This is a genomic window from Streptococcus sp. WB01_FAA12 (assembly GCF_012843315.1).
GTDB lineage: Bacteria > Bacillota > Bacilli > Lactobacillales > Streptococcaceae > Streptococcus.
Genome location: NZ_JABAEX010000001.1, coordinates 507701 through 520918, shown reverse-complemented (window position 1 = coordinate 520918; position 13218 = coordinate 507701). Strand labels below are relative to the sequence as shown.

The 13218-nt window shown below is 40.9% G+C and carries 16 protein-coding genes; 14 read left to right on the top strand and 2 right to left on the bottom strand.

Going from position 1 to position 13218, the window contains the following annotated elements; all coding sequences use genetic code 11:
• The first annotated feature begins 11 nt into the window (after positions 1-11).
• Complete coding sequence (locus tag HF881_RS02580) at positions 12-1634, top strand: polysaccharide biosynthesis protein (RefSeq protein WP_169446303.1); 1623 nt, start codon at positions 12-14, stop codon at positions 1632-1634.
• A 109-nt stretch (positions 1635-1743) separates the two neighbouring features.
• Here HF881_RS02580 and HF881_RS02575 read toward each other — a convergent pair whose 3' ends face one another.
• Complete coding sequence (locus tag HF881_RS02575; RefSeq protein ID WP_025168386.1) at positions 1744-2109, bottom strand: DUF3397 domain-containing protein; 366 nt, start codon at positions 2107-2109, stop codon at positions 1744-1746.
• Between the two features lie 91 nt (positions 2110-2200).
• Here HF881_RS02575 and HF881_RS02570 point away from each other — a divergent pair, with 91 nt between their 5' ends.
• From HF881_RS02570 to HF881_RS02540, 7 genes are all read left to right on the top strand, one after another.
• Entirely contained in the window at positions 2201-3157 is a 957-nt protein-coding gene (locus HF881_RS02570) for a TIGR01212 family radical SAM protein (protein ID WP_169446302.1), read from the top strand.
• Positions 3141-3698 (top strand): class I SAM-dependent methyltransferase, encoded by a 558-nt coding sequence (locus tag HF881_RS02565; protein WP_169446301.1) that lies wholly within the window; start codon positions 3141-3143, stop codon positions 3696-3698. Before HF881_RS02570 ends, HF881_RS02565 begins: the two co-directional genes overlap by 17 nt.
• Positions 3691-3945, top strand: a complete 255-nt coding sequence (locus HF881_RS02560) for a hypothetical protein (RefSeq protein ID WP_000361095.1) — start codon at positions 3691-3693, stop codon at positions 3943-3945. The genes HF881_RS02565 and HF881_RS02560 overlap by 8 nt, the downstream gene beginning before the upstream one ends.
• An 11-nt stretch (positions 3946-3956) precedes the next feature.
• Positions 3957-6011 carry a sodium:proton antiporter gene (locus HF881_RS02555; protein ID WP_169446300.1) on the top strand — a complete coding sequence of 685 codons (2055 nt, stop codon included), beginning with the start codon at positions 3957-3959 and terminating at the stop codon, positions 6009-6011.
• 35 nt (positions 6012-6046) lie between these two features.
• Positions 6047-6931 (top strand): YihY/virulence factor BrkB family protein, encoded by an 885-nt coding sequence (locus HF881_RS02550; protein ID WP_169446299.1) that lies wholly within the window; start codon positions 6047-6049, stop codon positions 6929-6931.
• An 89-nt stretch (positions 6932-7020) separates the two neighbouring features.
• On the top strand, positions 7021-7473 hold the full coding sequence (locus HF881_RS02545; RefSeq protein ID WP_169446298.1) for a MarR family transcriptional regulator: 453 nt from the start codon (positions 7021-7023) through the stop codon (positions 7471-7473).
• A 13-nt stretch (positions 7474-7486) separates the two neighbouring features.
• The gene (locus HF881_RS02540) at positions 7487-8194 is read left to right on the top strand and encodes a B3/4 domain-containing protein (protein ID WP_169446297.1); all 708 of its coding nucleotides are present in this window, start codon (positions 7487-7489) and stop codon (positions 8192-8194) included.
• Between the two features lie 61 nt (positions 8195-8255).
• Here HF881_RS02540 and queA read toward each other — a convergent pair whose 3' ends face one another.
• Complete coding sequence (gene queA / locus HF881_RS02535) at positions 8256-9284, bottom strand: tRNA preQ1(34) S-adenosylmethionine ribosyltransferase-isomerase QueA (protein WP_169446296.1); 1029 nt, start codon at positions 9282-9284, stop codon at positions 8256-8258.
• 147 nt (positions 9285-9431) lie between these two features.
• Here queA and HF881_RS02530 point away from each other — a divergent pair, with 147 nt between their 5' ends.
• The 6 genes from HF881_RS02530 (at position 9432) to HF881_RS02505 (ending at position 13216) form a co-directional block, all read left to right on the top strand.
• Entirely contained in the window at positions 9432-10139 is a 708-nt protein-coding gene (locus tag HF881_RS02530; protein WP_169446295.1) for a glucosamine-6-phosphate deaminase, read from the top strand.
• 77 nt (positions 10140-10216) lie between these two features.
• Positions 10217-10729, top strand: coding sequence for a hypothetical protein (locus HF881_RS02525; protein WP_169446294.1), 513 nt, complete (start codon positions 10217-10219; stop codon positions 10727-10729).
• Positions 10730-10808: 79 nt separating this feature from the next.
• Positions 10809-10985, top strand: coding sequence for a 30S ribosomal protein S21 (gene rpsU / locus HF881_RS02520; RefSeq protein WP_000048054.1), 177 nt, complete (start codon positions 10809-10811; stop codon positions 10983-10985).
• A gap of 130 nt (positions 10986-11115) precedes the next feature.
• Positions 11116-12051 carry an HPr(Ser) kinase/phosphatase gene (hprK, locus tag HF881_RS02515; RefSeq protein ID WP_000115188.1) on the top strand — a complete coding sequence of 312 codons (936 nt, stop codon included), beginning with the start codon at positions 11116-11118 and terminating at the stop codon, positions 12049-12051.
• The gene (gene lgt, locus HF881_RS02510; protein WP_169446293.1) at positions 12044-12832 is read left to right on the top strand and encodes a prolipoprotein diacylglyceryl transferase; all 789 of its coding nucleotides are present in this window, start codon (positions 12044-12046) and stop codon (positions 12830-12832) included. Before hprK ends, lgt begins: the two co-directional genes overlap by 8 nt.
• Positions 12833-13216, top strand: coding sequence for a DUF948 domain-containing protein (locus HF881_RS02505; RefSeq protein ID WP_000895026.1), 384 nt, complete (start codon positions 12833-12835; stop codon positions 13214-13216).
• Positions 13217-13218: the final 2 nt, after the last annotated feature.

The window sequence follows — 13218 nt, the reverse complement described above, 5'->3', positions numbered from 1 at the left end:
ATGAGGAAGCTATGTCTAACGAAAACAATCACCAGCAAGCCCAGATGTTGCGAGGGACTGCTTGGCTAACAGCTAGCAACTTTATTAGTCGCCTCCTTGGTGCTATTTATATTATTCCCTGGTATATCTGGATGGGGACTTATGCTGCTAAGGCAAATGGTCTCTTTACCATGGGCTACAATATTTATGCTTGGTTCTTGCTGATTTCGACAGCGGGTATACCTGTTGCGGTCGCCAAACAAGTGGCTAAGTACAATACCATGCGAGAAGAAGAGCATAGTTTTGCCTTGATTCGGAGTTTCCTAAGCTTTATGACGGGCTTGGGCTTAGTCTTTGCCTTGGTCTTGTATCTCTTTTCTCCCTGGTTAGCAGATTTGTCAGGTGTGGGCAAAGACCTGATTCCCATCATGCAGAGTTTGGCTTGGGCAGTTCTGATTTTTCCATCTATGAGTGTTATCCGGGGCTTCTTCCAAGGGATGAATAACCTCAAACCCTATGCTATGAGCCAAATCGCCGAGCAGGTGATCCGTGTTATCTGGATGTTGTTGGCTACTTTTATTATCATGAAGATGGGTTCTGGTGATTACTTATCAGCGGTTACTCAGTCTACCTTTGCTGCCTTTGTGGGAATGGTGGCCAGTTTTGCAGTCTTAATCTATTTCCTTGCCCAAGAAGGTTTGCTCAAAAGAGTTTTTGAAACACGGGATAAGATCAATAGTAAGCGACTCTTAGTCGATACCATCAAGGAAGCCATTCCCTTTATCCTGACAGGGTCTGCCATCCAGCTCTTTCAGATTTTAGACCAGATGACCTTTATCAATAGCATGACCTGGTTTACTAACTATAGCAATGAAGACTTGGTTGTCATGTTTTCTTATTTCTCAGCCAATCCTAATAAAATCACCATGATTTTGATCTCTGTTGGTGTCTCGATTGGAAGTGTCGGCTTGCCACTTTTGACGGAAAATTATGTCAAAGGTGATTTGAGAGCCGCTGCTCGCCTAGTTCAAGATAGTATGACCATGCTCTTTATGTTTCTCTTACCAGCAACAGTTGGAGTCGTCATGGTAGGGGAGCCTCTCTATACAGTTTTTTATGGCAAGCCAGATAGTCTGGCCATGGGCTTGTTTGTCTTTGCGGTTTTACAGTCTACTATTTTAGGTTTGTACATGGTCTTGTCACCCATGCTTCAGGCCATGTTCCGAAACCGCAAGGCAGTTCTTTACTTTGTCTATGGATCAATTGCTAAGTTAGTCTTGCAACTTCCAAGTATTGCTATTTTCCACAGTTATGGTCCTTTGATTTCAACGACCATCGGTCTCATCATTCCAAATGTTCTGATGTACCGAGATATTTGTCAGGTGACGGGTGCTCGTCGTAAGATTATCTTGAAACGGACAATTTTGATTATGATTTTGACAATGGTCATGTTTCTCTTAGTTGGTTTCCTACAGTGGATTTTAGGATTTTTCTTCCAACCAACGGGACGCTTCTGGAGTTTCTTTTATGTAGCCCTCATCGGAGGTCTCGGGGGAGGACTCTATGGTTTAATGAGTCTTGGCACTCACCTATTGGATAAGATTATTGGTAAACCTCAGGCAGACCGCCTACGAGCAAAATTTAAACGATCTTAATAAAATAGATTTATAAATAAAAGGAATGCTGGCTCTTTGTTAAGTGTCTGGGTTAGCTGACACTTAATTTCCATAAATTAAAATCCCTAGAATCAGTTGTTCTAGGGATTTATTGGGGTGTGAGCATCATTAATTCTACAATCATAGCGATATAGAGGACTAAGGTTAGGAGAAAACCCGCTCTCCAGAAGAATTTGATAAATTTAGGGTAATAAAAACTTCGTTTTTTGAGTAGGAAAAAGACTACAAGGAGGATTGCTAGGAGAGAAAGTGCAACACCAAGTCGTGGCAGAAAGTTGTGGGTAAAGGCTTTTGCAGTGATAAGATAATACTCGAATACCAAAAGTGGAAAAGCTAAATCCGCAAAATTCAGTCCTAGTTTTTTCAGTTTAAAAAGTTTTGTTACAATGATGGAGACCACGAGGGTTAATACCAACAATAAAGTAGCTGCTATTTTCATTAAAATCATACCCATATTGTATCATAAAAAATCATTAAAGGAAATGAGAAACAAGGGAATCTGTAGGAAAGTCAGGCTTTTGAGATTGTGGGTGTTTTTTGTTATAATGAAAGTTATGAAATCTTATAATACCTTGAATGATTATTATCGAAAACTTTTTGGAGAAAAGACTTTCAAAGTTCCTATTGATGCGGGATTTGACTGTCCAAATCGCGATGGAACTGTGGCACATGGGGGCTGTACCTTTTGTACAGTTTCAGGTTCTGGAGATGCTATTGTAGCACCGGATGCCCCTATCCGTGAGCAATTTTATAAGGAAATCGACTTTATGCACCGCAAGTGGCCAGATGTTAAAAAGTATCTGGTTTATTTTCAAAACTTTACCAATACCCATGAAAAGGTTGAAGTGATTCGGGAGCGTTATGAACAAGCCATCAACGAACCTGGTGTAGTGGGAATCAATATCGGAACACGGCCAGACTGTTTACCAGATGAAACCATCGAATATTTGGCTGAGTTATCGGAGCGCATGCATGTGACGGTAGAATTGGGTTTACAGACCACCTTTGAAGCAACCTCTGACCTGATTAACCGTGCTCATTCTTATGAATTGTATGTTGAAACAGTAAAACGCTTGAGGAAATATCCCAAGATTGAGATTGTTTCCCATTTGATTAATGGTTTGCCCGGTGAGACTCATGAGATGATGGTCGAAAATGTTCGCCGCTGTGTCAGGGATAATGATATTCAAGGAATTAAACTGCACTTGCTCCATCTCATGACCAATACACGGATGCAGCGAGATTACCACGAAGGGCGCTTGCAACTGATGAGTCAGGACGAGTATGTCAAGGTTATCTGTGACCAGTTGGAAATCATTCCCAAGCATATCGTCATCCACCGAATCACGGGGGATGCGCCTAGAGATATGTTGATTGGTCCCATGTGGAGCCTCAACAAATGGGAAGTGCTAAATGCTATTGAAACTGAAATGAGACGTCGTGGAAGTGTGCAAGGATGCAAGGCTGTAAAACAGGAGTTTAAAAATGGAAAGACCACTTGAGATGGCGCATGATTTTTTGGCGGAAATCGTGACAAAAGAGGATATTGTAGTGGATGCGACCATGGGCAATGGCCATGATACGCTTTTTTTAGCCAAGCTAGCCAAGCAAGTCTATGCCTTTGATATACAAGAACAAGCTTTGGAGAAAACCCAAGACCGTTTAAATGAGGCAGGTTTAGAAAATGTCCAGTTGATTTTGCAAGGGCATGAGACGCTTGACCAGTTTGTGACAGAAGCTAAAGCAGGGATTTTTAATCTTGGTTATTTGCCGTCTGCTGACAAATCTGTCATCACACAACCTCAGACTACTATCGAAGCTTTAGAAAAGCTGTGTCACTTGCTTGTCAAAGGAGGACGGATTGCCATCATGATTTATTATGGTCATGAAGGAGGAGACACCGAGAGGGATGCTGTATTGGATTTTGTTAGCCAGTTGAACCAACAAGAGTATACAGCGGCCATTTATCGGACCCTAAACCAAGTCAACAATCCACCGTTTTTAGTTATGATTGAGAAATTAGAAAGATATAGACATGGATAAACAATATCTACGTGAGAAATTAGAGGCTATGCGCCAAAATTTTGTTGAGTCAACGCATCACGAGAGAGCAGTCGGGGTGCTCGACGAAGCACATATGAGCAAGAAAATGCTTAAAATCAAGAAAAAGTTAGTGGCTCTTGAAATGGAACGGTGCCAGAAAAAAATAGAGCACAAAGACTGTTCCAAGATTGATCAGAAAATCCAAGAGCAGAAGGAGATGTTTGAATTTTGTTGTAAAAAAGACTAAGGAGGGTCTAGATGACACTACTAATTTACCTGATTCTATTTTTATTAGTCTTAATCGTTTCAACTACGACCAATAAACTTTTGCCTTTTTTGCCCCTCCCCCTAGTACAAATCCTTTTGGGACTTGGCATTGGTCTTTTTTTGCCCAATACTGATTTTCATCTCAATACAGAGCTGTTTCTGGCCATGGTTATTGGCCCCTTACTTTTCCGAGAGGCAGAAGAAGCCGATATTACATCTGTTTTAAAACACTGGCGCATCATTGTCTACTTAATCTTTCCAGTAATTTTCATCTCTACCTTGAGTTTGGGAGCCTCGGCTCATTTCCTTTGGCTCAGTCTTCCCTTGGCTGCCTGTTTGGCTGTTGGGGCAGCGCTTGGTCCGACGGATCTGGTAGCCTTTGCTTCTCTTTCTGAACGTTTTCGTTTTCCCAAACGGGTTTCCAATATCCTAAAAGGAGAAGGCCTTTTAAATGACGCTTCTGGTTTGGTTGCCTTTCAGATGGCTCTTGCTGCTTGGACAACAGGAACTTTTTCTCTCAGCCAAGCTGGGACTTCCCTAGCACTTTCTATCCTTGGTGGTTTTGTAGTCGGTTTTGTGACGGCTATGGTCAATCGTTTCTTGCATAGCTTTTTACTGAGTGTGCGAGCGACGGATATAGCGAGTGAACTCTTGCTAGAGTTAAGTTTACCACTCATGACCTTTTTTATCGCAGAAGAGTTTCATGTTTCAGGAATTATCGCTGTAGTGGTTGCAGGGATTTTGAAGGCCAGTCGTTTCAAAAAAATCACGCTCCTCGAAGCTCAGGTAGATACTGTTACAGATACGGTTTGGCATACCGTGACTTTTATGCTCAATGGTTCTGTCTTTGTCATCTTGGGAATGGAATTGGAAATGATAGCAGAACCTATCCTGACTAACCCCCTTTATAACCCCTTACTACTATTAGTATCGGTAGTTTTGCTGACATTCTTACTTTTTGCCATTCGCTTTGTTATGATTTATGGCTTCTATGTTTGGAGAACTCGACGGCTCAAGAAAAGTCTCCGTAAATACATGAAGGATATGCTCCTTTTGACCTTCTCTGGTGTAAAAGGAACAGTCTCTATTGCAACTATTCTTCTCATACCTAGTAATCTCGAGCAGGAGTATCCCCTCTTACTTTTTCTAGTAGCGGGTGTCACGCTATTAAGCTTTCTAACAGGTCTCTTAGTTCTTCCCCACCTTTCCGAGGAACAAGAAGAAACCAAGGATTACCTCATGCACATTGCGATTTTAAATGAGGTCACAGGAGAGTTAGAAAAAGAACTGGAAGGGCATAAGAATAAACTTCCCCTTTATGCAGCTATTGATAATTATCACGGTCGAATTGAAAACCTAATCCTTAGTCAAGAAAACAAGAGTGCCCAAGAGGACTGGGAGGCTTTAAAACTCCTCATCTTGAGTATCGAAAGCGATGGTTTGGAGCAGGCTTACGAGGAAGGGAAAATCGGTGAGCGTGGTTATCAAGTTTACCAACGCTATCTGAAAAATATGGAGCAAAGCATCAATCGAAAGGTGGCTTCCCGCCTAACATATTACTTCCTTGTATCGCTCCGTATCTTGCGCTTTGTCCTGCATGAATTGCTGACCTTTGGCCAGAACTTCCGTAGTTGGAATGACAAGGAGCAACGTCGCCTTCGAGCTATTGACTATGATCAAATATCCGAACTCTATCTAGAGAATACGGAGTTGATTATCGAAAGTTTGGAAAACCTAAAAGGAATCTACAAGAGTAGTTTGATCAGCTTTATGCAAGAGTCTCGTCTACGCGAGACGGCCATTATCGGTAGTGGTGCCTTTGTCGAACGTGTTATCACTCGCATCAAGCCAAATAATATCGATGAAATGCTAAGAGGTTACTATCTAGAACGTAAGTTAATCTTTGAATTCGAAGAGAAGAAATTGATTACAACCAAGTATGCCAAGAAATTACGACAAAATGTCAACAATCTTGAGAATTATTCTCTAAAAGAAGCCGCAAATACCCTACCCTATGATATGATGGAATTAGTCAGAAGAAATTAGTTTAGAAAATCAAGTTGTATTAGGAGGATAGCAACATGAAAAAGTGGTGGAAAGAGCTGATGGAACGGCCCTTGTTGAAAGCTTTTTTACATTTTTATCAAGCTTCCGATAGTGAACTAACCAGTGTTGCGGTTGCCTACTATTGGTTGATTTCAATCTTCCCCTTGCTGATGATAATGGTCAATATTTTGCCCTATTTTCAAATTCCGATTTCAAATTTCTTACTGACGATCAAGGAATTCTTGCCTGATACGGTGTATGATGTGGTCGCAAAGATTGTTCGAGAAGTTCTGACTCAACCATCAACTGGTTTGCTGAGTTTTGCCGTATTGTCTGCACTTTGGACCTTCTCGAAATCGATGGATTTCCTCCAAAAAGCTTTTAATAAGGCCTATGGAGTGGCCAAGAGCCGAGGAATTATCTCCCATCAATTGATGAGTTTGCTCGTCAGCTTTGGTTTGCAAATTCTTTTTGCCTTAGCCTTATTTTTGAGTATGTTTGGGCGTATGTTGCTCAACCTAGTCAAAACTTACTGGCAATCAGACAGTCCTTTCTTTGATTATCTACAGGACTTTACAGGCCCTTTGATTTATGCCTTGCTCTTTGCCATCTTGGTCATGCTCTACTATTTCCTTCCAAATGTCAGAGTCCCTCGTATTCGCTACGTTTTTCCTGGTAGTATCTTTGTTTTGCTGACGCTTGTCTTTCTTTTGAATATCTTTTCTGTTTATTTCAATAACTATGTCAACCATCTAGTCGACGTCCGATTTTTCAGCTCCATTATCGTTGTGGTGATGATGTTCTGGTTTATTCTCATCGCCAAGATTCTGATTATCGGAGCAGTTATCAATGCCAGTGTACAGAGTTTGAAAGATCCAAAGTTTCGTGATAACACATTCTTTTTAAAAAATGAAGAATAAAAAAAGACGCTTTGAAAACAAAGTGTCTTTTTATTGCATTTGCAACAAAAATGTGCTATTCTATCATCATAGATGCGAAAGGAGGAAACATGTCGTTATTACGCGAAATCGGAGTTATAGCCCGTGCCCTAGATTCTATTGCTAATATTGAGTTTCGTGATATTGAACTAGCTCGTGGGCAATATCTTTATTTGGTGCGAATCAAGGAGAACCCAGGAATTATTCAAGAAACTTTATCAGATTTGCTAAAGGTTGACCGTTCGACAGTTGCTCGTTCAGTAAAAAAACTAGAAGAAAAGGGGTTAATAAAACAAGGAATGACCAGTACAAATCGGAAAAATAAGGAGTGGTTTGTCACTGAAAAAGGAGAGGCACTTTATCCTTTTATCCTTGCTGAACATCACTATTCAGAGAATTCAGCCTTAAAGGGATTTTCCAGGGAAGAGACCAGGGAACTGGAGAGCCTACTAATTCGGGTTAGAAAAAATATTACAAGTGATTGGGATATGGTCAAAAAAGGCCAGAAAAGAAATTATTTATAATAAGAGGTGAAAGATGAAAGTTATCGTTGAAAATGAATTTTGGAGCTTGTTTCCAGAAGCACAGATTAGCGTTTTAGTAGTAAAGGGATTAGATAATACAGTTGATGAAAGCAAGGATCCCTATTTCAAAACCTTGCTAGATAAGGGAGCTAAACGAGCTGAGGATTTCATTTCGAATGAGAATTTTACTCAGAATGATGTCATTCAAGAATGGCGTCAGGCTTTCAGCAAGTTCAAAACGAAAAAAGGAGCACGCTCCTCTATAGAAGCTCTGCTTAAAAGGGTCAGTCAGGGAAGAGAGTTTAATCCCATCAATCCCTTGGTAGACATCTATAATAGTGTCTCTCTATCTTATGCGGTTCCCTGTGGTGGCGAAGATGTGAACAAGATTGTAGGCAATCTTCATCTTGGTCAGGCTAAGGGAGGAGAACCTTTCTTTCCACTAGGAGCTGAAAACGATGCGCCTGCTTTACCTGAAGAAATCATCTATTATGATGATGAGGGAGCAGTCTGTCGTTGTTTAAACTGGCGTGAAGCCCAGAGAACCATGTTGACGGAAGAGACGAAGGATGCTGTCTTGGTCATTGAAGCGATCAATGGTGAACAGGCGGCGCGTGCTCAGTCTGCCATGCAAGAATTACAGGATTTGGTGAAAGACTACTTTGGAGTTCATGGCAAACTGGTCCATCTAACTTCTGAGTCCCCAGAAATTACACTTTAAACAGAAATAGCCCTGCCATCTCTTAGGAATAAACTATCCTAAAGAAATGGCGGAGCTATTTTTAATAGATAAACATGGCATCACCGAAACTAAAGAAGCGGTAGTGTTCTTGAATAGCGTGCTGGTAAGCATCTAAGACTAAGTCACGACCTGCAAAGGCAGAAACTAGCATGACGAGAGTTGATTTTGGCAGATGGAAGTTGGTTGAGAAGGCATCGACAACCTTCCATTCGTATCCAGGTTTGATAAAGATATTGGTCCAGCCAGAATCTGCTTGGATTTGCCCATCAAACTTGGAACCGATGGTTTCCAGTGTGCGGATAGAAGTGGTTCCAACAGCGATAACGCGTCCACCATTTTCCTTGACAGAGCGAAGAGTGGCTGCTGCTTCATCAGAAAGCTGGTAGAATTCTGAGTGCATTTCATGTTCGTCCAGATTGTCAACAGAGACAGGCCTAAATGTTCCTAAACCAACGTGGAGGGTCAAATAAACCAAATGAACACCCTTGGCTTGGATTTCTGCTAGCAGTTCTTTGGTGAAGTGGAGGCCAGCAGTTGGTGCAGCAGCAGAGCCACTTTCTTTAGCGTAGACCGTTTGATAGCGTTCACGGTCATCTAGTTTTTCGTGGATGTAGGGCGGTAGTGGCATTTCACCGAGACTTTCCAAGACTTCTAGAAAAATTCCTTGGTATTCAAAGCGGACAATGCGGCCCCCGTGGGTCAATTCTTCCGTGATGACAGCGCTGAGGCGACCATCACCAAAGTTGACACGAGTCCCGACCTTGAGGCGTTTGGCAGGTTTGGCGAGAACCTCCCACTCATCACCGGCAGTATTTTTGAGAAGGAGAAGTTCCACATGGCCTCCTGTTTCTTCCTTTTGACCATAAAGGCGAGCAGGGAGAACACGGGTGTCGTTCATGACAAGGGCATCACCTGGTTCCAACATATCAATAATAGAGTGGAAGTGTTTATCCTGAAACTCTCCCGTTTCTCGGTTTACGATGAGGAGTTTAGAGGCATCTCGTTTTTCAAGTGGTGTTTGGGCAATCAATTCCTCAGGTAAGTGGAAATCAAAATCAGCTGTATTCATATATCTGTTCATTCTTTCTAAGTTCTAATCCTATCCATTATAACATGTTTCAAGTTTGGACGCTCTTTTTTTGGAAATTAAATCGTTTTCACTTGACAAAAATTGGTCTATACCATATAATGAATATAGAAATATGGAGGATATGAAATGAAAGTTATTAAAGTTGAAAATCAAGTCGAAGGTGGAAAAGTAGCTTTTGAGATTTTGAAGGAAAAGTTGGCCAATGGCGCTCAAACATTAGGACTTGCGACAGGGAGCAGTCCACTTGAGTTTTATAAGGAAATCGTTGAGAGTAACCTTGATTTTTCAAATCTAACCAGTGTGAACCTTGATGAGTATGTAGGGCTTGATGGGGACAACCCACAGTCTTACCGCCACTTTATGCAAGAACACTTATTCAACCAAAAACCATTTAAAGAAAGTTTCTTGCCTCGTGGGATTAAGGACAATGCTGAAGCTGAAGTAGAACGCTACAACCAAATTTTGGCTGACCATCCAGTTGATTTGCAAATCTTGGGAATCGGTCGCAATGGACATATCGGATTTAACGAACCAGGCACTCCATTTGACAGCCAAACGCATCTAGTAGAACTTGACCAGTCTACTATCGAAGCCAATGCTCGCTTCTTTGACAAGATTGAAGACGTCCCAACCCAAGCCATTTCAATGGGAATTAAAAACATCTTGGATGCCAAGTCAATTATTCTCTTTGCTTACGGTGAGTCGAAAGCAGAAGCCATTGCTGGAACAGTATCAGGCCCAGTGACTGAGAAGCTCCCAGCAAGTAGCCTCCAAAACCACCCTGATGTGACTATTATTGCGGATGCAGCAGCGCTTAGCTTGCTTGAAAAATAAAATGACAAGAACCACTTGCTCTTTGGAGTGAGTGGTTTTAGACATATAAAACTTCAACTTAACTTTAGGAGGATAACATGAATAAAGAAGATTTTCTAAAAATAAAAGAAGCATATAAGAGCGCTAGGCTAGAAGAGAAAAATAGAATAAAAGACTTTCTTTTAAGCAAGAGAGATAGTGATGGAAACTTAATTTTTTTAAAGGAGAAAGATGGTACTAATACATTTGTAAGGGCAGGTCGAGGATATGGAAAAAAAGATTACTCATCAGGTGGGACTTTATCAAGACCATATGATTTATCAAATCATATGTGGATTGATTTGTCATATAAAGGAAATGACATCTTAATTTCTTTACAGTCTTTTGATATTGATCCAAATAATGAAAAGAATCTTCATGTTTTATATGATAGGATAGGTATCATATTTGGAAAAAATGAGGAATCAGATAATAAAGATGGAAAACCAGATAATGAACTGAAAGTCAGTGATGCTTTTCTTAAAATGGAAACAACAAACTGGGAATTACCTTTATCTGAAGTAGAGATGGAGGAGATGGTGGACTATATTATTAGTCATTATGAAAAATAAAAAACTTAGTTTTCCCTTGACATTTATTCACTTTGTGTGTAAAATGGAATAGATCTTGAACTTGAAGGGAGTGAAAAAAATGTCTAAAACAGTAGTACGTAAGAATGAATCTCTTGACGATGCACTTCGTCGTTTCAAACGTGCGGTTACTAAAGCTGGTACTCTTCAAGAAACACGCAAACGTGAATTCTATGAAAAACCTTCTGTAAAACGTAAACGTAAATCAGAAGCAGCTCGTAAACGTAAAAAATTCTAATTTGAAATGAAAGGCTAGAGAAATCTAGTCTTTTTATTTTTAAATAAATACTGTAAATCCTGCAAAAAAAGGAAACTTCCACCTACAATTTGATATAATAGTAGGGAGAACTCGATTGAAGGAGGAAATTATGTCGGTTTTAGTAAGAGATGTCATTGAAAAGCTCAGACTAGATATTGTCTATGGTGAAGGCGAATTACTTGAAAAAGAAATCAATACTGCGGACATTATGAGACCAGGTCTTGAAATGACAGGCTATTTTGATTACTATACTCCAGAACGGATTCAACTGTTAGGGATGAAGGAGTGGTCCTATTTGGTCGCTATGCCTGCCCATAACCGTTATCAAGTTCTGAAGAAAATGTTTCTACCTGAAACACCTGCTGTCATCGTTGCTCGTGGCTTGGTAGTGCCAGAAGAAATGTTGAAAGCTGCTAGGGAATGTAAGATTGCGATTTTAACCAGTCGAACATCAACCAGTCGTTTATCTGGAGAGTTATCTAGCTACCTTGATTCCCGTTTGGCTGAACGTACGAGTGTGCATGGTGTCTTGATGGACATCTATGGCATGGGTGTCTTGATCCAAGGGGATAGTGGTATCGGTAAGAGCGAGACGGGTCTTGAGCTTGTGAAACGTGGGCACCGTTTGGTAGCAGATGACCGTGTAGATATCTTTGCCAAGGATGAAATGACCCTTTGGGGAGAGCCCGCTGAAATTTTGAAGCATTTGCTTGAGATTCGTGGAGTGGGGATTATTGATGTGATGAGTCTCTACGGAGCAAGCGCTGTAAAAGATTCTTCACAAGTTCAGTTGGCTGTTTACTTGGAAAATTATGATACCCATAAGACCTTTGATCGTCTAGGAAACAATGCCGAAGAACTAGAAGTTTCTGGTGTGACGATTCCGCGTATCCGCATCCCAGTAAAAACAGGACGCAATATCTCTGTTGTTATTGAGGCGGCAGCCATGAACTATCGCGCTAAAGAAATGGGATTTGATGCGACGCGTTTATTTGAAGAACGCTTGACTAATCTCATCTCCAAAAATGAGGTGAAAGATGATTAACCCAGTTGCATTTGAAATCGGTCCTTTTTCCATTCGTTGGTACGCTTTGTGTATTGTGGCTGGATTGGTTTTGGCAGTCTACCTTGCCATGAAGGAAGCTCCTAAAAAGAAAATTCTATCAGATGATATTTTAGATTTTATCCTGATTGCTTTTCCGGTAGCTATTTTAGGTGCTAGGCTATACTACGTACTCTTTCGCTTAGATTATTATCTGCAAAATCCAGGTGAAATCATCGCCATTTGGAATGGTGGCTTGGCCATTTATGGTGGTTTGATAGCAGGGGCTATTGTTCTTTATATCTTTGCGGATAGAAAGCTGATTAATACTTGGGATTTCTTAGATATTGCAGCGCCGAGCGTCATGGTTGCCCAGAGTTTAGGACGCTGGGGGAACTTCTTTAACCAAGAAGCCTACGGTGCAGCGGTAGATAGTCTGGATTATTTGCCGAGCTTTATCCGTGACCAGATGTACATTGAGGGGAGCTATCGCCAACCGACCTTCCTATATGAGTCGGTTTGGAATCTGATTGGTTTTGCTTTAATCTTGATTTTTAGACGAAAATTAAAGGGAATCAGACGTGGTCAGATCACGGCGTTCTACTTGATTTGGTATGGCTTTGGTCGTATGATCATCGAAGGCATGCGGACAGACAGTCTCATGTTCTTTGGTCTGCGAGTTTCCCAATGGTTATCAGTCGTTCTTATCGGACTCGGTATTTTTATCATACTTTATCAAAATCGAAAGAAAGCCCCTTTCTATCATACAGAGGAGGAAAAATAAATGTTAGAAGTTGCATATATTCTTGTTGCGATTGCTTTGATTGTCTGTTTAGTCTATTTGACGATCACGATTCAAAAAGCAGGTCGTATGATTGATGAGACAGAGAAAACTATCAAAACATTGAGCTCAGATGTGAATGTTACCCTGCATCATACCAATGAATTGTTGGTTAAGGTCAATGTGTTGGCAGACGATATCAATATCAAAGTTGCGACGATTGATCCACTCTTTACAGCTGTAGCGGACTTGTCAGAATCAGTATCTGACCTCAACCAACATGCGCGTGTCTTGGGTAAAAAAGCCTCATCAGCTGGTTCAAAGACCATTAAGACAGGTGCAGGATTGTCAGCTCTTCGTTTCGCAAGTAAAATTTTCAAAAAATAGAA

Coding starts and splice junctions, on each gene's coding strand:
- queA (WP_169446296.1), bottom strand. CDS start 9,284: ATGAATACAGCTGATTTTGATTTCCACTTACCTGAGGAATTGATTGCC.
- HF881_RS02550 (WP_169446299.1), top strand. CDS start 6,047: ATGAAAAAGTGGTGGAAAGAGCTGATGGAACGGCCCTTGTTGAAAGCT.
- HF881_RS02565 (WP_169446301.1), top strand. CDS start 3,141: ATGGAAAGACCACTTGAGATGGCGCATGATTTTTTGGCGGAAATCGTG.
- HF881_RS02540 (WP_169446297.1), top strand. CDS start 7,487: ATGAAAGTTATCGTTGAAAATGAATTTTGGAGCTTGTTTCCAGAAGCA.
- lgt (WP_169446293.1), top strand. CDS start 12,044: ATGATTAACCCAGTTGCATTTGAAATCGGTCCTTTTTCCATTCGTTGG.
- rpsU (WP_000048054.1), top strand. CDS start 10,809: ATGTCTAAAACAGTAGTACGTAAGAATGAATCTCTTGACGATGCACTT.
- HF881_RS02505 (WP_000895026.1), top strand. CDS start 12,833: ATGTTAGAAGTTGCATATATTCTTGTTGCGATTGCTTTGATTGTCTGT.
- hprK (WP_000115188.1), top strand. CDS start 11,116: ATGTCGGTTTTAGTAAGAGATGTCATTGAAAAGCTCAGACTAGATATT.
- HF881_RS02580 (WP_169446303.1), top strand. CDS start 12: ATGTCTAACGAAAACAATCACCAGCAAGCCCAGATGTTGCGAGGGACT.
- HF881_RS02525 (WP_169446294.1), top strand. CDS start 10,217: ATGAATAAAGAAGATTTTCTAAAAATAAAAGAAGCATATAAGAGCGCT.
- HF881_RS02570 (WP_169446302.1), top strand. CDS start 2,201: ATGAAAGTTATGAAATCTTATAATACCTTGAATGATTATTATCGAAAA.
- HF881_RS02530 (WP_169446295.1), top strand. CDS start 9,432: ATGAAAGTTATTAAAGTTGAAAATCAAGTCGAAGGTGGAAAAGTAGCT.
- HF881_RS02555 (WP_169446300.1), top strand. CDS start 3,957: ATGACACTACTAATTTACCTGATTCTATTTTTATTAGTCTTAATCGTT.
- HF881_RS02575 (WP_025168386.1), bottom strand. CDS start 2,109: ATGGGTATGATTTTAATGAAAATAGCAGCTACTTTATTGTTGGTATTA.
- HF881_RS02560 (WP_000361095.1), top strand. CDS start 3,691: ATGGATAAACAATATCTACGTGAGAAATTAGAGGCTATGCGCCAAAAT.
- HF881_RS02545 (WP_169446298.1), top strand. CDS start 7,021: ATGTCGTTATTACGCGAAATCGGAGTTATAGCCCGTGCCCTAGATTCT.